Source organism: Cohaesibacter celericrescens, from assembly GCF_002866925.1.
GTDB lineage: Bacteria > Pseudomonadota > Alphaproteobacteria > Rhizobiales > Cohaesibacteraceae > Cohaesibacter > Cohaesibacter celericrescens.
The window spans coordinates 47,673-66,676 of sequence record NZ_PKUQ01000009.1; the positions used below are offsets into that span (position 1 = coordinate 47,673).

At 51.7% G+C, this 19,004-nt stretch carries 16 protein-coding genes; 9 read left to right on the forward strand and 7 right to left on the reverse strand.

Annotated features, from left to right (window positions below):
- Nucleotides 1-23 precede the first annotated feature (23 nt).
- The 3 genes from C0081_RS05190 to C0081_RS05200 are packed head-to-tail and all read right to left on the reverse strand — an operon-like array spanning nucleotide 24 to nucleotide 2,477.
- On the reverse strand, nucleotides 24-1,079 hold the full coding sequence (locus tag C0081_RS05190; RefSeq protein ID WP_101532749.1) for a 4-oxalomesaconate tautomerase: 1,056 nt from the start codon (nucleotides 1,077-1,079) through the stop codon (nucleotides 24-26).
- On the reverse strand, nucleotides 1,072-1,743 hold the full coding sequence (locus C0081_RS05195; RefSeq protein ID WP_101532750.1) for a 4-carboxy-4-hydroxy-2-oxoadipate aldolase/oxaloacetate decarboxylase: 672 nt from the start codon (nucleotides 1,741-1,743) through the stop codon (nucleotides 1,072-1,074). The genes C0081_RS05190 and C0081_RS05195 overlap by 8 nt, the downstream gene beginning before the upstream one ends.
- Nucleotides 1,743-2,477 (reverse strand): PIG-L deacetylase family protein, encoded by a 735-nt coding sequence (locus tag C0081_RS05200; protein WP_101532751.1) that lies wholly within the window; start codon nucleotides 2,475-2,477, stop codon nucleotides 1,743-1,745. Before C0081_RS05200 ends, C0081_RS05195 begins: the two co-directional genes overlap by 1 nt.
- 254 nt (nucleotides 2,478-2,731) lie before the next feature.
- Here C0081_RS05200 and C0081_RS05205 point away from each other — a divergent pair, with 254 nt between their 5' ends.
- The 6 genes from C0081_RS05205 to C0081_RS05230 all read left to right on the forward strand — a co-directional run bounded on the left by C0081_RS05205 (nucleotide 2,732) and on the right by C0081_RS05230 (nucleotide 10,429).
- Nucleotides 2,732-3,904 carry a LysR family transcriptional regulator gene (locus tag C0081_RS05205; protein WP_101532752.1) on the forward strand — a complete coding sequence of 391 codons (1,173 nt, stop codon included), beginning with the start codon at nucleotides 2,732-2,734 and terminating at the stop codon, nucleotides 3,902-3,904.
- A 271-nt stretch (nucleotides 3,905-4,175) separates the two neighbouring features.
- Entirely contained in the window at nucleotides 4,176-5,714 is a 1,539-nt protein-coding gene (locus C0081_RS05210; RefSeq protein ID WP_101532753.1) for a UxaA family hydrolase, read from the forward strand.
- 64 nt (nucleotides 5,715-5,778) lie between these two features.
- Nucleotides 5,779-7,248, forward strand: a complete 1,470-nt coding sequence (locus tag C0081_RS05215; protein ID WP_101532754.1) for a tagaturonate reductase — start codon at nucleotides 5,779-5,781, stop codon at nucleotides 7,246-7,248.
- Nucleotides 7,249-7,601: 353 nt separating this feature from the next.
- Nucleotides 7,602-8,576, forward strand: a complete 975-nt coding sequence (locus tag C0081_RS05220) for a C4-dicarboxylate TRAP transporter substrate-binding protein (protein WP_101532827.1) — start codon at nucleotides 7,602-7,604, stop codon at nucleotides 8,574-8,576.
- A gap of 84 nt (nucleotides 8,577-8,660) precedes the next feature.
- Nucleotides 8,661-9,149, forward strand: a complete 489-nt coding sequence (locus C0081_RS05225; protein ID WP_101532755.1) for a TRAP transporter small permease — start codon at nucleotides 8,661-8,663, stop codon at nucleotides 9,147-9,149.
- Nucleotides 9,146-10,429 carry a TRAP transporter large permease gene (locus C0081_RS05230; protein ID WP_101532756.1) on the forward strand — a complete coding sequence of 428 codons (1,284 nt, stop codon included), beginning with the start codon at nucleotides 9,146-9,148 and terminating at the stop codon, nucleotides 10,427-10,429. Before C0081_RS05225 ends, C0081_RS05230 begins: the two co-directional genes overlap by 4 nt.
- A gap of 104 nt (nucleotides 10,430-10,533) precedes the next feature.
- Here the strand turns inward: C0081_RS05230 and C0081_RS05235 are convergent, their stop codons facing one another.
- Complete coding sequence (locus C0081_RS05235; protein ID WP_101532757.1) at nucleotides 10,534-11,259, reverse strand: FadR/GntR family transcriptional regulator; 726 nt, start codon at nucleotides 11,257-11,259, stop codon at nucleotides 10,534-10,536.
- Nucleotides 11,260-11,738: 479 nt separating this feature from the next.
- Between C0081_RS05235 and C0081_RS05240 the strand changes: the two genes are divergently transcribed.
- Both C0081_RS05240 and C0081_RS05245 read left to right on the forward strand, forming a co-directional pair.
- Nucleotides 11,739-12,755: a zinc-binding alcohol dehydrogenase family protein gene (locus tag C0081_RS05240; protein WP_101532758.1), complete on the forward strand. Its 1,017-nt coding sequence runs from the start codon at nucleotides 11,739-11,741 to the stop codon at nucleotides 12,753-12,755.
- Nucleotides 12,756-12,757: 2 nt separating this feature from the next.
- Nucleotides 12,758-13,525, forward strand: a complete 768-nt coding sequence (locus C0081_RS05245; protein ID WP_210200399.1) for an SDR family NAD(P)-dependent oxidoreductase — start codon at nucleotides 12,758-12,760, stop codon at nucleotides 13,523-13,525.
- Nucleotides 13,526-13,609: 84 nt separating this feature from the next.
- Here the strand turns inward: C0081_RS05245 and C0081_RS05250 are convergent, their stop codons facing one another.
- Genes C0081_RS05250 through C0081_RS05260 form a run of 3 tightly spaced genes read right to left on the reverse strand, consistent with a single transcriptional unit; the run spans nucleotide 13,610 to nucleotide 18,348 of the window.
- Nucleotides 13,610-14,794 (reverse strand): osmoprotectant NAGGN system M42 family peptidase, encoded by a 1,185-nt coding sequence (locus tag C0081_RS05250; protein WP_101532760.1) that lies wholly within the window; start codon nucleotides 14,792-14,794, stop codon nucleotides 13,610-13,612.
- Nucleotides 14,787-16,568 carry an N-acetylglutaminylglutamine synthetase gene (gene ngg, locus C0081_RS05255; RefSeq protein ID WP_101532761.1) on the reverse strand — a complete coding sequence of 594 codons (1,782 nt, stop codon included), beginning with the start codon at nucleotides 16,566-16,568 and terminating at the stop codon, nucleotides 14,787-14,789. The genes C0081_RS05250 and ngg overlap by 8 nt, the downstream gene beginning before the upstream one ends.
- Before the next feature lie 4 nt (nucleotides 16,569-16,572).
- Nucleotides 16,573-18,348 carry an N-acetylglutaminylglutamine amidotransferase gene (locus C0081_RS05260; RefSeq protein ID WP_101532762.1) on the reverse strand — a complete coding sequence of 592 codons (1,776 nt, stop codon included), beginning with the start codon at nucleotides 18,346-18,348 and terminating at the stop codon, nucleotides 16,573-16,575.
- Between the two features lie 83 nt (nucleotides 18,349-18,431).
- Here C0081_RS05260 and C0081_RS05265 point away from each other — a divergent pair, with 83 nt between their 5' ends.
- Nucleotides 18,432-18,917, forward strand: coding sequence for a MarR family winged helix-turn-helix transcriptional regulator (locus tag C0081_RS05265; protein ID WP_101532763.1), 486 nt, complete (start codon nucleotides 18,432-18,434; stop codon nucleotides 18,915-18,917).
- Nucleotides 18,918-19,004 lie beyond the last annotated feature (87 nt).

Genomic DNA, 19,004 nt, shown 5'->3' on the forward strand with positions numbered 1-19,004 from the left:
TATTGGTTGATATCAATGATCGATCAGCTGAACACCTGACCGTCGAATAGTTTTCTTGCTGTTCTCAAAAGAGCTGATTTAGTAACTTTGCCGTCACTGTCAAAGTCCAGAACCGTTGCGGTTTCACCGATAGGATGCTCTATTTTCAAGATCTTACTGCGGCCGTCAGGCATGACAGCCAATTGATGTGCAGGGCCTTTTTGCAAAGCGCAAGCGGTTGCAACGCTAACCGCACCGAGCACGCCGATGGATGCGTGGCAACGGTGGGGAATGAAAGTGCGCGTAGAAATACATCCTCCCATGCGTGGAGAAGCCACCATGGTCATTTTGGGGACTGATTTCTCACGCACATCCCCCAAATTCATGCGTTTTCCTGCCTGAAGCCGGATGGATTCCAGTTTGGCCTTGAGTGCGTCATTTGCGTCTAGGGTTTCGCGGTCCTCATATCCACTGATACCCAGATCGCTGGCCGCGAGAACCACAACGGGCATGCCGTTGTCTATCATGGTCACTTCAATGTCATCAATGACGTCGCTTTCATTGCCCGTGGGCAAAAGCGCGCCGCAGCTGGAGCCTTCTGTGTCTTTAAACGCCATTGGAATGGGAGCTGCAGTGCCGGGGACACCATCAATGGCAGCGTCGCCGGCATATGAAACCTGACCACCGGGTGTTTCAACCGTCAAAATAGCGATCTGACCGGTATTCACCATATGAACTGCAACATTGGTTTGCGCCGGTTCTGCAGCCACCAGTCCGCGTTCGATGGCAAACGGGCCAACGGTGGCGAGCATATTGCCACAATTCTGGGAGTCCGAGACGATGGCCTGATCGACAAATACCTGCAAAAACAGATAGTCAACATCCGCATCGCCTCGGTTGGACTTGCTCACCACAGCAATCTTGGAAGTCAAGGGATCTGCGCCACCAAGTCCGTCGATCTGGCGCGCATCGGGTGACCCCATGATAGCCAACAACACGGCATCCCGTTCTTGGGGATCAGACGGCAGATCATCAGCGAGAAAGACCCCGCCTTTTGAAGTGCCGCCGCGCATCCACATACAAGGCCAGGCGTTAGACATATTTCAGGCCCTTGGCTTTGAGCGCTTCGCGCATGCCATAAACGTCCAACCCAACTTCTCCGGCAAGAAACCGAGCCCGATTACGGGCTTCTTTTTCTTCCCGTGCTTGGGATGCTTCTATGGCCTTGCCTACGGTCAACTGCGGCACAATACAAACCCCGTCATCGTCTGCCACGATCACATCACCCGGGCTGATGTGTTGACCAGCGCAAACGATGGGTACATTGATGTCACCGAGGGATTCCTTGACGGTGCCTTGTGCTGAGACAAAACGCGACCAGACTGGAAAATCCATTTCTTGAAGTTCTTTAAGGTCGCGCACACCGGCCTCGATGATCAGGCCCCGCACACCGCGCGCCTTCAGTGCTGTGGCAAACAATTCACCAAAATACCCAGCATCACTCAGGGACGTTGGCGCAATCACCAAAATATCGCCTTCGCGGCACTGTTCGACAACCACATGAATCATCCAGTTGTCAGCTGGAGGGATGGAAACGGTCACCGCATTGCCCGCAATACGGGCTCCAGGGTAGATAGGCCGCATATAGCTTTTTAGCAAACCCGTGCGTCCTTGCGCTTCATGCACGGTTGCGACACCAAACTTGGCAATCTTATCGACCTGCCCAAGAGGCGTTCTGTCAATATTCTGAACAACGACGGCCATTACAACTCATCCACTGTGCGAGGGAAAACAGACTCAAAGCCTTCAGCATGAGTGGCCGCGCGCCCACCCGCCATGCCACCGGAGTTGCGGCGGAAATGGTTGCCGCGGTTTTCGGCGACGTTGGTGTAATAGTGCCAGAGATGTTCTTGACCCTGCATGCATTCGATTGCGGCCTTCTTTTTCTCCCAGACAGAGGAGATATCAAGGAACACATCTGGTTTCCAGTTCATGCGCTCGGTCTGATGCGGCTCGAACAGGTAAAGCTGCGGCGCACCAAGAACCTTCTCGCCGGGATTGTGACCCCAAGCCTGAGCAATCATGCGGGCTTCAAGGGCAATCTGGGTGGCGTACATATGGTCAGTGTTGTAAGGATCAAAGCGCGAATGGCTCATCATGAAGTCGGGTTGAACGCTACGGATAACATCAACGAGACGATATTTTGCTTCGCGGTCAAGCTCAAGTGGGTAGTCCCCCAGATCAAAGAACTGAATGTCAGCAACACCAAGTGCTTGGGCAGCATTCTCTGATTCTTTGCGCCTTTCGGTCTTGACCCGATCCAGCGTCATGCCCTGTTGTTTCCACAATTTTGCACTTTCGCCGCGTTCACCGTAGGAAAGACAAACGACTGTCACGTCGTAGCCTTTATCGGCATGAAGTGCGATGGCTCCGCCGCAGCGCCAGACGAAATCAGCTGAATGGGCGCTGATGACCAGAGCTGTTTTTTTATCCTTCATTAAGTCCTCCGCAAAGCAATTGACTGTCTTCAGTCGGTCTTGAGTTTCTTGATCAAACAATAGGGTGTGATCGGCAGAGAAGACCAATTCAAAGGCTGTTGCCTGAATTTTGAATTATTCATTTTATGAAATTGTCTTCATCCAAAATAGGTCAGCAATGCTTACTTAAATTATCAAAACATTGATTTAATTGCATACTTATGGCTATAAAGAGCAGGTGTTTCATAAGTAATATGAATAGAAGGTGCGGTTAAATGCTCAGTCTCAAGGCCTATCATGTTTTTGAAAGCATTTTTCGGTTTGGCAGCATTACCGATGCCAGCAAGCATATTAATGTATCTCAACCAGCTATGACGCAAAGCCTTCTTAAGCTGGAAGCGGCACTGGGTGTCGGCCTGTTCGATCGCAAAAAGGGCATGGCTCCCACCAAGGCAAGCAAAATTTTTCATACCCATATTGAAACGGGCCTTGCCCACCTACGAACAGCGGTTGGCGTTTGTGCGGCTAAAGAGGAGAAGGCCAATCCCCATCTCTATCGACAGATTTCATTGAGCCAGCTCAAATGTCTGCATGCGACATTTGAAGGTGGGAGCTTTAAGAGCGCCGCCCAGTCTTGCGGCCTAACCTTACCCACGGTGCATCGCTCGTTTCGGTCACTGGAGGCACTGCTGGGCGTGAAACTGGCGGAAACGCGGCCCAACAGCGTGCGGCGCAACACCGAGGGAGAAATCTTCTACAATTGGACTAAACTGGCTTTTCGTGAGTTCCGACAGGCGCAGTCGGATTTGGACGGATGGAAGGGGAGCTATAGAGAGACATTCACCGTGGGGGCTTTGCCTCTCGTGCAATCTTCCATCCTGCCCAAAGCGGTGCTAGCCTTCTCGCAGGAGTTTCCCCATGTCACGGTCGCGGTGTTCGATGGAACCTATCAGAGCATGGTGCGCCAAATGCAGCGCGGAGAAATTGACTTTATAATCGGCGCATTGCGTGGCGAAGGGTTGGCTGAACATATAGAACAGGTTCCGCTGTTTGATGATGAGCTGATTGTTATCAGCCGCGTCGGTCATCCTCTCACCAAGCTGCGAACGATAACAAAGAGGGATTTGGCGGCCTATCCTTGGGTCATGCCGAGAAAGGGATCGCCTTCCAGAGCCTATTTTGATCGTTTTTATGATGATCTTGGGCGCTCTTCTGAGTTGCAATATCCTATTGAAACCGGCTCCTTCAGCCTATTGCGCTGCCTACTTCAGGAAAGCGACCGCTTAAGTGTGATATCGGCGCAGCAGGCCCATTATGAATTGAGCAGCAAGCAATTATCCAAGGTCGATTATGCATTGGACCAGAGCACGAGGACCATAGGCTACAGTCATCGCAGTGGCTGGCAAAACAGCTTGCCACAGAAAAGGTTCCTGCAGCTTCTGAGCTGACTTTTAGGTGAAAACCATGCGGACGGGTTTGGGCCTTGGTTTTGACTCTTCAGAACCGGTTATGGACTGCCCTTTCTTCAACAAAGGATGCTGCGCGCGTTGCCCGTGTGATTTGGTTTGACATTTAAACATTGGATGAATTTTTGATAATTCATCGAAATTTTCAAATTACATTGACATTGTAGCTGAAAACCGCATAAACATAGGATGAATATGTCGGCGTTCAAAGAAGGCCTCAACAAGTGAATGCATTCCTTACAAGGGCAGTTTTATGATTGATCAAGCTCCTATTGTTCTTAATCCGGTTGATACGATAGCGATTTTGCCCAAAGGGGCCAAGAAGGGCGATGATCCTTTAGGGCTTGGGACGGCTTTGCCTGCCAATATCATGGCGGGCCATAAGCTTGCACGAGTCGCTCATAAAACGGGGGATCAGATCCTCAAATTCGGCCAGATTATCGGCATTGCGACGCAGGATATTGCGGCCGGAGACCATGTGCATTCGCATAATTGTGTCTTCTCTGATCACGGTCAGGATTATCAGGTCGGGTGCGATCTGGAGCTGGCCAAGGCGGCCATTCCGCAGCTGGAAGCGCGTGAGTTTATGGGCTTCCGCCGAGCCAATGGCCAGTTTGGTACTCGCAATTATATCGCGCTATGTGCGACAGTGAACTGCTCGGCAACAGTTATTCGCAAAGCGGCTCATGAGCTGGAAGTGTCTGGTGCTCTTGAGCCTTATGCCAATGTTGATGGCGTGGTGGCCTTTGCCCACGGCACGGGTTGCGGCATGAACAATCAGGGCACCGGTTTTGAGATTCTGCAGCGTGTGCTGTGGGGCCATGCGACCCATCCCAATGTCGGGGCGGCGATTTTTGTCGGCCTTGGCTGTGAAGTGATGCAGATCGCGCGCATGAAAGACGTGTTTGACGCCTCCAACGGCGCGTTGATGGAGCATTTCCACCACCTGACCATTCAGGAGACCGGCGGTACGCGGGCCACCATTGATGCGATCAAGGCCAAGGTTCTGGAGCTTCTGCCCGAAGTGAACAAAAACGGGCGTGAGCCATGCCCTGCGTCAGAGCTGAAGATTGCGCTGCAATGTGGCGGCTCGGACGGGTTCTCCGGCATCACTGCCAATCCGGCGCTGGGCGTGACCTCCGATCTGCTGGTCGGCCTTGGTGCAACGTCGATTCTGTCAGAAACCCCGGAAATTTATGGCGCCGAACAGCTGTTGCTTCGCCGCGCAGAAAGCAAAGACATTGCCGACAAGCTTATCAACCAGATCAAGTGGTGGGAAGCTTATGTGGCAATGCACAAGGGCAGTCTGGACAACAATCCAAGCCCGGGCAACAAGGCGGGTGGTTTGACCACCATTTTGGAAAAATCTCTTGGTGCTGTTGCCAAAGCAGGGGCCTCGCCACTGACGGCAGTTTATGACTATGCCGAGACCGTCACTGCGCATGGTTTTGTCTATATGGATACACCCGGCTATGACCCGGTTTGTGCAACGGGCCAGATTGCTGGCGGGGCGCATATGGTGGTCTTCACCACCGGTCGCGGCTCAGCTTTTGGTTCCAAACCTGCTCCGACCATCAAGGTTGCCACCAATGATGTGCTGTTTGCCGCAATGCCCGACGATATGGACGTCAATTGCGGAGACATCCTGTCCCAAGGCGTGTCGCTGGAAGACAAAGGCGCAGAAATGCTGGAGATGATCCTTGCAGTTGCCTCGGGGCAGAAAACCAAGTCCGAAGAACTGGGCCTGGGCGACAATGAATTTGTGCCTTGGCAGGTCGGCGCGGTGATGTAAACGCCGCCGCCACATGCAGACCAAGTGCAACCATCGGCAATAAAGAATAAAAGGATAAAGACACATGCAGCGGGTGAATGAGAGCAATCTTGGTGGTCGGCCTCGTCCGACCGAACGCATCATTCAGTTTGGTGAAGGCAATTTTTTGCGCGCCTTTATGGACTGGAAGATCGATCGCATGAATGAAGACTGTGGCAGCGACTATGGCGTTGTCATTGTTCGCCCGATTGATGGTGGTGTCCCGATCTCGCTGAATGATAGCGATGGAGTCTATACGGTGCTGTCCCGCGGCGTTGGTGGCGATGGGCAGGCGGCCTCCGATGCGCGCTTGATTGCGGCGGTGCGTCGTGAGCTTAATGCAGTCAAACAATGGGACGATGTTCTGGGTCTGGCGCGCAACACCGATTTTGTGGCTGTGATCTCCAACACCACTGAGGCTGGCATTGTCTATGATGCAAGCTGTCGTGCGGATCAAACTCCGCCGACCAGCTTTCCTGCCAAAGTGACAAGGATGTTGCTGGAACGCTTCAATAATTGTGGCGAGAAAGACGCACCGGGCTTTCATTTTCTGCCCTGCGAGCTGATTGACAAAAACGGCAACAATCTTGAAAAGATCGTGCATCAGCATGCGACCGATTGGGCGCTGGGTGCGGATTTCATTGGCTGGCTCAAAAGCAAGAATGCTTTCTACAACACCTTGGTTGACCGCATTGTGCCCGGCTTCCCGCGGGATGAAGTGGAGAGCATTGAAGCGGAACTTGGTTATCATGATCCGCTGATGGTGACGGCAGAGCTGTTCCACTTCCTTGTCATCGAAAAACGCGACGATCAGCCAGATCTGGTTTTGCCGATGGCTGACAAAGACGCTGGCACCTTGATTGTTCCCAGTGCCGATGGATACAAAGAACGCAAGGTTGCCATTCTCAACGGCGCCCACACCGGTCTTTGCCCGCTCGCGCTGATTTCCAATACCGTGTCGGTGAAGGAGGCAATGGATAATGGCGCAGCGTCGCGCTTTCTGGATGCGATGCTGGGTCAAGAAATCATTCCCTATCTGTCCCTGCCAAAAGAAGAATTGGCCGCGTTCAGTGCCGAGGTTCTGCGCCGCTTTGCCAACCCGTTCATTCTGCACCGCTGGCATGATATCTCGCTGAATGGTTTGGCCAAGTTCCACACGCGCAATCTGCCGCGATTTGAAGCTGCCATGGCTGCCACCGGCAAACCGCCGCGCTGTATGAGCCTGTCGATTGCGGCCTGGCTTGTGTTCTACACCGGTGACTTTGCTGCCAGTGGTGATCTGCCGCCACGCGACGGGGATGATGTCATCGCCCTGATGCAACAGATCGGTGCCATCAAAGACAAGGGCGGTATTGCGGCTATGGTCAGTGCCTTTTTGGAAAATGAAACCATCTGGGGCAAAAACTTGGCCAGCGATGACCTCGTCGCCACAGTAACCCAAGCATACGAATTCCTGACAAAATCCCAAAATGGTGAACCATTCTCCCTCGATCGTCTCGATCAATGGATTGCCTAGTCTTCGACTGTACCGGTTTTTGCGCTGCTATTAGCCTGCATGACCCTTCTCTGCCACAGCAGGGAAGGGTTTTTGTTTGTGCGGGTGACTGGCTGCTTGTCGGTTACGCTTCACTTTGATTGTGCAATTCTACGATTTCCCTCGATACGAGTGAAAGGTGGGATGTTTGTTTCCGAATATACAATAAACATGGGATGTATCAGGGTAATATTAGGAAAAATGGCTGAAATTAATTGACATCCTACCCTTTTATATGAAAAACATAGGATGTTATTATTTGCGATGGAAACTGATCCTCGACGCCGATGCCGGCCGGAATGGCGGTTTCAATGACCATGGAAATGGGAGGTACTATGAAAAATATACTCAAGTATACGATGGCTGCCGCATTTGCGATGACCACGATGTTCAGCGCGGCTTTGGCAGATGTCACCATCAAAGTGGCTTATGAAAACAATCCCGGTGAGCCAGTCGATTTGGTCGTCAACGAATGGGCCAAAATGCTGAAAGAACGCAGCAATGGCACCATCACTCTTGAGCTGTATCCTAGCTCCCAGTTGGGGTCCAAGCAGGACGTTACCGAGCAAGCCATGCTAGGTTCAAACGTCATCACCATCAGTGATGTGGGTTTCCTTGCGGACTTTGTCCCTGATCTTGGCATTCTGTTTGGCCCATATTTGAGCGACAGCCCAGAAAAACTCTTTGCTATCTATGAAAGCGACTGGTTCAAAGAAAAAGAAAAAGAACTGGCTGACAAAGGCATTCATCTGGTTATGAAGAACTACCTTTATGGTGTTCGTCATTTGATTGCGACACGTCCGGTGAATACGCCTGCTGATATGAAGGGTATGAAAATCCGTACTCCAAATAACATCATGCAGATCAAAGCTATTGAAGCTATGGGTGGCACAGCAACACCAATGCCACTTGGCGAAGCCTACACAGCAATGTCTCAGGGCATTATCGATGGTGTCGAAAACCCTCTCGCGGTTATCTATGGTGCAAAATTCCAGGAAGAAGCCAAATATCTCAGCATGATTGGTTACCTTCTGAACACCTCACAGTTCATCGGTGGCGAAGCTTTCTTCCAAACACTTAGCGAAGAAGACAGTGCCCTTATTCATGAAACAGCTTACGAAGCCGGTCTTTACAGCCAAAAATTGGCAGCAGAATCGGATGCTGGTTTTATCGAAAAATTCAAAGAAGCCGGTGTTGAAGTGATCTATCCCGATCAAGCCCCGTTCCGGGATGCTGCACTTGCGGTCTACTCTCAGTTCCCTGAGTGGAGCGATGGCCTCTATGAGAAAATCCAGTCTCAGCTTAAATAAGCGCCAGACTGCAACAATTTAGAGCCTGCCACTGCCGAAAGTGGCAGGCTTTTCTCTAAAGCCCACTGAGAAGGGACAACTTAAATGACCTTCATGCGTCGGATTTTCACTGTTCTGCTTGGTTTGCCTCTCGCCTATCTCGTTCTTGCTACGTCCTATTCTGTGTTTATGCGTTATTGGATGGAAGCCCCCGTTCACTGGATGGAAGAGACCTCGGGTCTTGCCATGATCTGGGTTGTGATGATTGGCGCCATGTGCGCTGAGCGAGACGGCGACAATTTGTCAATCGCGGTGTTGATCGAAATGATGAACAAAAAAATGCAGCGCGTTTTTATCATTCTCGTGTCATTGGTTTCGATCGGAATGCTGCTGTATCTTGCCTATCTTGGTAACAATTTGGCCAATCGCGTTGCCTTCAAGCTGACCGGTGTTTTGAAGCTGTCCTGGTACTGGATCGACATCGCCGTACCCGTAGGGATGATAGGTTCCGCCATTTTTATCGCTATACGTCTCGTCAGCTATCTGCGCACCGGTGAGCTGGACGAACACAAAGAAGAAGGAGGAGCAGCATGACCTGGCTTTGGATCATTCCCTTGATGCTGCTGGCATTCTCGTTGAACATGCGACTGTTCCTCGGGATTATGACGGCGGTCATTTGTTATTTCACTTTCTTTACTTCTACGCCTCCTGAAATCGCAATCCAGCGTTTCATCGCTCCTGCCTTGAACACCTCGTTACTGGCCATTCCCTTCTTTGTGATGTTGGGGACTTTGATGGCCCACTCAGGGGTTGCCGAACGCATAATCGACGTTGCTGTTTTGCTGGTGGGGCGTGTCAAAGGCGGTTTGGCTCTGACCAATATTCTTGTCAGCACCATGTTGGGTGGGTTAAGTGCGTCCAACCTTGCCGATAGTGCCATGCTAACCCGCATGATGGTGCCAGAGATGGAAAAACATGGCTATGACCGTGGCTTTTCCGCAGCCGTCACCGCAGCAGGCTCCCTGATCACACCGATCATTCCTCCCGGGATCGCTCTGATCATCTATGCGCTTATTGCGGATGTTTCTGTTGCGTCCATGTTCATGGCCGGTGTTTTGCCCGGTGTGCTCTGCGCAGCGCTTTTGATGGTGACTGCGTATTTGGTTGCGGCCAAACGCGGCTATATGCCCAAGGAAGCCAAACGCCCGACCCGTCGGGAAGCCGGCATCACTGTTTTGCGTGCCTGGCCTGCCTTTTTCCTTGTTGTTGTGATCATCGGTGGTATTCGACTTGGTATCTTCACGCCCACAGAAGCCGGTGCTGTTGCTGTCCTTATGATCATCTTGATCGGTACGCTGCTGCATAAAACCATGAATTTCAGTGATATCCTCAATTCGATCTACAGTGCGGGAAAGTCTACGGCGTCCGTTTTGCTTATTATTATGGCGAGTGGGGCCTTGGCCTGGATTTTCTCAGTCGAAAAAGCGGGCTTCGCATTTGCGGACTTCATCACACATCTGACCGACAACAAATATCTGTTCCTGATTGCTCTCAATCTGGCGCTGTTGTTCTTTGGCATGTTGATTGAAGGTACGGCACTTTTGATCATTCTTGTGCCGTTGCTCAAACCGACCCTGATGACGATGGGCATCGATCCGGTGCATTTCGGAATCATTTTGATCCTGAACCTTTCCATCGGAACGTTAACGCCACCCGTCGGGACGGTTATGTTGGTGGTCTCCAATTTGGCAAAAGTCGATGTGATGCGCTTCACCCGTGAGGCTGTGCCCTTTTACATTGCCTTGTTTGTCGCACTTGGCTTGATCATTTTCATTCCAGAAATTTCATTGTTGCTGCCAAATATATCGAAGTAAAGCATCTTGAAAGACACCCTGTGACGGATAAACCCCCGCCGGTATCAACTGGCGGGGGTTTTGTTAAAATGTCTGAGCATCAGGCCAAGTCAGCCGCAGCAAGGCTATCTTTGTTGGGGTTCCAAGTCTATTTCCTGTTCCAGACCGGAAAGGCGATCTGGGTTTTCCTTGATCCAGTTTGTTACGCCACTCAGGTGCGCCCACATTGCATATTTGGCACCTTCCACATCCTGCTCCTCGATCTTGGCAAGAATGGCCTCATGCTCACTGCGGGTTCTGTTTTGTTGCGCCACTTGACGATTGCGCCATACACGAGCGCGATGGGCTGGCCCAGAGACGACGTTGAGGAGAGAAATCAAAATAGGATTTTGGCTGGTTTCCGCAATGATCCGATGAAATTCGGTGTCCATTTCCAGCAAAACATCGGGATCATCGGTATTCATCAGCTTTTGGTGGCACTGTTTGAGCCGTTCCATGTCGCTCTTGGAGCGCTTTGCCGCCGCGATGCCGATTGTATAAAGTTCAAGCGTGCGACGAATTTCCAAAAACCACATGACAGACTGCGGACCGGAAACATCAACAGCGAACCGCAGTGTTTCAATCATTTTGGAAGGGTCCAACCCGGAGACATAGGTGCCATCTCCCTGGCGGGCCTCAAGGATTTGCATTGCCTGCATGGCGCGCACAGCTTCACGCAGCGAGTTCCGCGAAACACCCAATTGTGCCGAAAACTCTGTTTCATTCGGCAACCGATCGCCAGGGCGGAGGTCTCCCGTTTGAATGAGGTTTTTGACCAGGGAAATTGCCAAATCAACTTTGGGGCTACTCATTTGCCGCTTATTCCTTCAAAAAATGTGATTTTACAATATCAATTGAACAAAAGAAGTCAATGGTCCTATGAATGTGTAAAAACAGCGCATTAAATGCGGAGAATTTGAAATTTCATTGACAAACATGGGATGAATGCTTCATAAACATCCTATGAATAACGGTCGATTGTGACAGACTATGCGCTCTTTCAACAAATCGGAAGAAAGCACCCGGGACTTTTCGGTTTTACGCACATATCAGCCAGGCGGGCACTTGATGCCTGACCCGATTTAAATTTGGATTGATGCGGAGTTTCGCGGCCTCCCGCACCAGGAAGTGACTAAGTAAGAAGTTGATATATCTCAGCGTTCTCCCCCGCGCTTTGATATGCCTTTCGGGTGAGCGTCTTCACATCAATCCAATATCTTCAAGTCTGAGATATCGATACATGCGTGTTGGTATTTTTCAATGAATTCAGAGTCCTATCAGGAGAATTGTGATGAAAGCCCTTTGTATCGTCAACACTGGCCAGAATGAAATTCGGGACGTTGCTGCCATGAGCCTTGGAGCCGACGAAGTGGTTGTCGATATTTCCTATGTCGGCTTTTGTGGCAGTGACCTCAATACCTTTTTGGGCCTCAATCCATTGGTCAGTTTTCCGCGCATTCCCGGACATGAGGCCTCCGGTTTCATCGTCGAAAAGGGTAGCGCTGTAGGGGATGAATTGAAGATTGGCCAATCCGTCATTCTGTGGCCCTATTCAGCCTGTGGCAAATGCACAAGTTGCATGTCCGGTCGTGCAAATGCTTGCCGTTACAATCAGACGCTGGGGGTCCAACGCGATGGTGCATTGCGCGAAAAAATGGTCATTCGTGCCGACTGTGTCGTCCCCAATACATCGCTATCGCCCAAGATACAGGTCTTGGTTGAACCGCTCTCTGTTGGTTTTCATGCTGTCGCACGTGGTCGCACCGAAGCCTCGGATACGGTGGTTGTGATGGGTTGCGGTATGATCGGGGTCGGTGCCATCATGGGTGCAGCCGCACGCGGCGCGCGGGTGATCGCCGTTGATACCAGCCCAGAAAAAGAAGAGATCGCGCGTTTTGCTGGAGCCTCCGAATTCTTGACACAAAGTGGCGAGGATCTGCAGGCCAAGATCAGTGCGTTGACCGATGATCATGGTGCCAATGTTGTCATCGAGGCTGTCGGGTTACCCATAACCTTTGTCACAGCAATCGATATCGCCTGTTTCTGCGGTCGTGTTGTTTATGTTGGCTACTCCAAGGCCCCTGTGACCTATGAAACCAAATTCTTCAACCTCAAAGAATTGGATATCATGGGCTCTCGCAATGCCATGCGTGATGACTTCAGCGCAGTCATCCAGAGCCTTGAAGCGCTGGGTGACAAAGCAGAAAGATTGATCACCAAAGAATTCACGATGGATGATGCCGCTGACGCTTTGCCCTATTGGCAGAACAACCGCAATGACGTCCTCAAACTGGTGGTCAAGCTCTAATCATGAACCCGTTACAACAGATCTACGGACTGCAGGATCAAACCGCTCTCATCACTGGTGGTGGGAGCGGTATCGGTTTTGCCATTGCGTCCTGTTTGTATCAAGCAGGAGCCAATGTCATCATCGCGGGCCGCCGAAAAGCAGTGCTCGACGAGGCATGCAAAAAACTGGGGCCACGCGCATCTAGCGTGGTCCTTGATGTCGCTGATCTGAGCGCAATTCCGCACTGCATCGGCGATATACAGGCCAAATACGGAGCCATCGATATTCTGGTCAACAATGCTGGCAATACGGTCAAAAAACCCTTTGATGAAAGCTCTATGGATGACTTTGACGGGGTGTTTGACGTGCACGTTCGCGGCCCGCTGGAATTGACGCGGCAGATCATAAAAAATCAAATAGTGAATGGAGGGGGACGTGTGCTGTTTATCTCTTCCATGACGGCTTTTATCAGCCAGCCAAATGTCCTGCCATATACGGTGTCAAAAACCGCACTGAGTGGCGTGATCCGTGCTTTGACTGCTGAGTTTGCCAGTAAAAATATTCGTATCAATGGTGTCGCGCCGGGGTGGATTGACACCGACCTTTACCGCCAGGCAACCCAAGGGGATCTGGCGCGACAGCAGAAAATACTCAGCCGCATCGCCACGGGAGCCTTGGGTGAACCTCAGGATATTGGCTGGACATGCGCCTTTTTGGCATCCAACGCAGCAAAATATATCACCGGCCAAGTCTTGTTGGTGGATGGCGGTGCAGCCGCGGGCTTTTGATTTTCTTTAGAGATTTGCGCGCATTGCATGGATCGGATTTGAAGGGAGCGACACGGCTCCCTTCAATGTCTGTACCGGCGGGGTCTATTTACCGGCGTCCCCAATGATCGGGTCTTCAACAGGAACGGTGAGAAGTTCCTGTTGGGCCAAATCTTCGGGTTGTGAGGTAAAGCCGCGCAGACCGGCCATGATTTTTTTGTCACGCTCAATGTCAACATCGCTCAGACCATACACCGTCAGCAATTCTGAAAGAGAGCGCAGCGCATGCAAATGAATGCGTTCATAGCCATGGCTTGCGTCGACACCAAAGGTGATCAGGGCTGTGCGCACATCGGCTCCGGCTTCAATGGCCGACGCGCTATCTGATCGATAGAACCGGAATACATCTTTCTGAAATTTGATATCGTGAAGCCCGCATAGATCGACCATCTTGTTGGTGAGGTGATAATCAAACGGACCTGTTTGGTCCCCCATGCAAATAGTCACGCCAAATTCGGATGAATTTTGTCCTGGCGCAGAGGTGCCATTGTCCACCGCAACCATGGATGCAATGTCGGGCAACAGCACCGCAGCAGCGCCTTGCCCCACTTCTTCGGCAATAGTGAAAAGCCAAAACAGATCAACCGGAGGCTCTTTGCCCCGCTCAACCAGCGCTTTCAAGGCGGCAAGCATCACCGCCACGCCGGCTTTGTTATCTAAATGCCGCGACACGATAAAACCGTTGTCGAGAAACTCAGGCTGCGGGTCGATGGCGACAATATCGCCAATCTCGATGCCAAGGCGGCGCAAAAGGGCTTCATCATGAGCAAAGGCATCAACCCGAAGCTCAACATGGTCCCAGCCAATCGGGGCTTCATCCACCTCATCACCAAATGAATGTCCAGACGCTTTGGGTGGAAGAATGGTGCCGCGATAGGCGCCATTGCGCGCAAGGATGGTTGCACGTGCGCCTTCGGCAAAACGGGCAGACCAGGTGCCAATCGGCACCAGACCAAGCCGGCCATTGGGTTTGAGCTGTTTAACCTGTGCGCCCAGCGTATCGACGTGAGAAACAAAGGCGCGCGCACCGGCTCTCTCTCGGCCGGCAAATCTGGCTCGAATAGCACCGCGTCGGGTTAGTTCAAACGGGATATCAAGAGCATCCAGTTGTTGGCAGACATAACGCACGACATTGTCGGTAAAGCCGGTGGGACTGGCGATTTCCAGCAGTGCTTTCAGTTGGTCCTGCAAATAATCGACATCTATGGTCAAAGGTGGTGTTTCAGTCATTGCGGTATGCTTTTTGTTGAAGTTGGCGCTCTGGCATGGTCATAGAGCGCGGGAACAATAAATCGATAAACCGCTCTGCCGTCGGTTGCGGTTCATGGTTGGCAAGGCCGGGGCGTTCATTGGCTTCAATGAACACATAATCAGGCTCGGTAGGGTCTTTGACCATCAGATCGATTCCGGTGACTGGAATATCGATCGCCGATGCTGCACGGATGGCGGCCTCAATCAGTCTGCGATGGACTTGCGCTGTGACATCGACAATCGTGCCACCCGTATGCAGGTTGGCAGTCTTGCGCACGGCCAATTCAACCCCGGATGCAAGGCAATCATCCATAGCGTAGCCAGCTTGAGCAATGCAGCGTTCGGTTTCTTCGTCAAGCGGGATGGTACTCTCCCCACTGGTGGCAGAAGACCGCCGGCGGCTTTGTTTTTCAATCAACTGCCGGATCGTTGCCGCACCATCGCCGATCACCTTGGCGGGAAGCCTTAGTGCAGCAGCAACGACCTCCCCATTGATGACGACCAGACGCAAATCATGGCCGGGGTAATATTCCTCGAGCAGGACATCTTCGCTGACTTGCCGGGCGCGTTCTATGGCTATATGCAAGGTCTCCAAATCCGACACACCGACGGCAATGCCCTTGCCTTGCTCACCCCGTGCTGGTTTGACAACCACAGACCCATGTTCTTGCAAAAATGCCGAGATTGCCTCGGGGCTGGTATCGGTAATCTGATCTGGCACGCGCACCCCTGCCAGTTCAACAACTTTGCGTGTCATGCGTTTGTCATCGCAAATAGACAAAGCCACTGCACTGGTCAAATCGGTGAGAGACTCACGACATCTGATCAATCGGCCACCAAAGCTGAGACGGAAAAAGCCGTTTTTGGCATCGTCAATGTCAACATGTATGCCCCGCCGCAAGGCTTCATTGACAATGATCTGGGCATAGGGGTTCAACCCTGTTTCGGCCTGATCTCCGACAAATAGTTTTTCGTTTATTTGGTTTTTGCGCTTAACCGCAAAGACGTTGACCCTGCGGAACCCCAGTTTTTCATACAAGGCAATGGCTTGCTCATTGTCATGCAGGACTGACAGATCCATATAGGCGGCACCACGTGCCTGAAACTGTTCCGCCAACCGGCGCAGCAGAGATTCCCCCACGCCGGCATGAGGCGCAGACGGGCTTACCGCAAGGCACCAAAGCGAAGAGCCCTGTTCAGGATCATCAAAGGCTTTTTTATGGTCAACACCCATCACCGATCCGAGAATATCCCCTGTCTTGGCGTCTTCGGCCACCAGCATTGTCACCATTCCGGCGTCGCGATGAGACCAGAAAAAATCTGGAGGAACCGGCACCATGCCACGCTCTGCGTGAATTATATTGATTGCTTCAGCATCGGATCGCGTAGATAGGCGGCGAATATGGAAGGTCGTCCGCCTGCGACGGGCAGGGCGGTAAACAGTAAAATCCAGTCGATAGGTGTGAGACGGGTCAAGAAAATACTCCTGTGGGGCATGGGCAAGAACGATGTGCGGATCGCGGACATAAAATGCGATATCGCGTTGGGTCGGGTGCTCATTGCGCATTGCTTCGACAAGATCTTCGGGATTTTCAAAGGTATTGCCAAAGATCAAGCGCCCCCACCCACAATCCAGCGTGACGTTGGAGCGGGTGAGGGCATGCGAAGAATGAAGGGAGCTCATGCCTTCTTGGCGAATGCGCTTCAATCGATGATTGGCGGTCGGCTTTGGTTTGTCTCGCTCAGAACTCATAGGTCTACGCCTCCAATGTCTGAAGCCACAATTCGAGGAGAGCGACTTGCCACAACTCAGAGCCTCTCAGTGGAGTGATATGGTCCGATGGCGCTGCAAATAACTGGTCAAGATAGTCTTGCTGAAACAAACCTCGGTCTTTTGCGGCCTGCGAGGACAGCGCATCTTTGACCATTTGCAAATAGGGGCCTTGGATATATTTAAGCGCAGGAACCGGAAAATACCCCTTGGGTCGATCAATCACCGCTGCGGGGACAACATGGCGTGCTGTTTCTTTCAAAATACCCTTACCGCCATGGGCCAGCTTGAGCTGGCTGGGAATGCGCCCTGCCAGTTCCACCACTTCGTGATCCAAAAACGGTACGCGCGCTTCCAGCCCCCAAGCCATGGTCATATTGTCTACGCGCTTGACCGGGTCGTCGACCAGCATGACATTGGTGTCCAGTCGCAAAGCCTTTGCCACCGCATCTTCAGCACCGGGACGTCCAAAATGTTCTGCGACGAAGGCAAGGCTTTCGTTGCGGTCTGCGTGGTAGTCAGGATTAAGCTGGTGCGAAATCGCTTTGTGTGAGCGATCAAAGAAGGACGCAACATAGGTTTCCAGCGGGCTCGGAGAGCCTTGCAAGGGCGGATACCAGTGATAGCCACCAAAGACCTCATCAGCCCCCTGTCCTGATTGCACCACCTTGATGCTTTTGGACACTTCGCGCGACAGCAAATAAAAGCCAATATTGTCATAGGAGACCATTGGTTCCGACATCGCAGCAATCGCTGACGGCAGATTCTCCATCATCTCATCGGAAGGGATGTGGATTTTATGATGATTGGTGCCGTAATGCTGTGCGATCAGGTCGGAATATTCGAACTCATTGCCTTTTTCATCATTGGCATCTTCAAACCCGATGGAATAGGTTGCCAATCCTGACTGCCCCTGTTCGGCCAAAAGCCCGACAATCAAAGAGCTGTCGACGCCACCCGATAACAACACGCCTACAGGCACGTCGCAAACCATGCGGCGCTTGACGGCCTCGCGGAGTTTGTCGAGCAAAAGATCACACCATTCACTCTCTGAACGCCCTTGGTCAGCGGAGGAACTTTCAAAGGAAGGTGTCCAATATTGCCGTTCGGTGGAGGTTCCGTCGGCTTCGATAATGCGGACGGTCGCCGCTGGCAACTTGCGAACACCCTTGAGGATGGTCCGCGGAGCAGGCACAACAGCATGCCAAGACATGAAATGATGCAAGGCTGCACGATCAATGGACCGGTCAACATCTCCCCCTGCCAGAATAGCCTGGAGCGTAGAGGCAAACCGGATGTGATTGTGGCTTTCGTTCAGGTAAAGGGGTTTGATGCCAAAGCGATCCCGCACCATGATGATGCGGCCGCTGTTCTCTTCATGGATTACAAAAGCAAACATGCCTTGCAGGCGTGGCAGCGCATCTTGGCCCCATTCTGCCCAGGCTTTCAAAATGACTTCCGTGTCGCCATTCGAGGCAAATTTATGCCCCAGTCCGGTCAGCTCTTGCCGAAGCTCGGGATAATTATAGATGCAGCCATTGAATACGATCGTCAACCCTGTTGATTTGTCAATGAATGGCTGTGCCGAGGCATCGGAAAGATCGATAATCTTCAAGCGCCGGTGTCCCATTCCGACGTTGCCTTTAATGAAGGTTCCTGATGCATCAGGGCCTCTTGAGGAGAGGCGCTCTGTCATTGCGTTTATCTTTTCGGCCGACACCGGCGTCCCATTAAAAGTCACTTCACCGCAGATACCACACATATCTAAGAACATTCTCCTTATAATAATTTGACTAGGAAGCATTAGTACAATAATGATTATTATTCAACAGTTGAGGCAAAAGAATGACGCCAAATCAGGAAATCAGGGCCGTATTGAAGGCTATCCGTAAAATATCCCGCGCGTTGGATATCCACTCGCGGTTTCTAAACAAGCAGAGCGGTTTGACATTACCACAGCTTATCGTCTTGAGATGTGTGAGAGATTTGGGTGAGCCGACAGGCAGCGCCATCTCTAAAGAAGTCGATTTATCACCGCCAACGGTATTGGGTATTTTGGATAAATTAACCGCCAAAGGGCTGATCGAACGGACGCGCCCCGATACCAATCGCAGGATTGTTATTTCGCGGTTGACTGAAAAAGGAACGGTCGAGCTATCCAAAGCCCCGTCACCGCTTGGCGATGTGTTCGAACGGCACTTTTTTGCTCTGACCGAGGTTCAGCGTGCACAAATGCTGAAAAGCCTCGAAATGCTGGGTGAATTCACCATTGATGATCGTTTGGAACAAAAAGCCAAGATCCTTGAGCCCAAGATTCGGGAGCCAAAGTGACCGATCGTTTGGGGTGCGGCTTGCCTGCTTCATAAGCTCATAACTCTCGCCAAACCAGCATCGCATCCAGCACATGAGCCAAGGTGA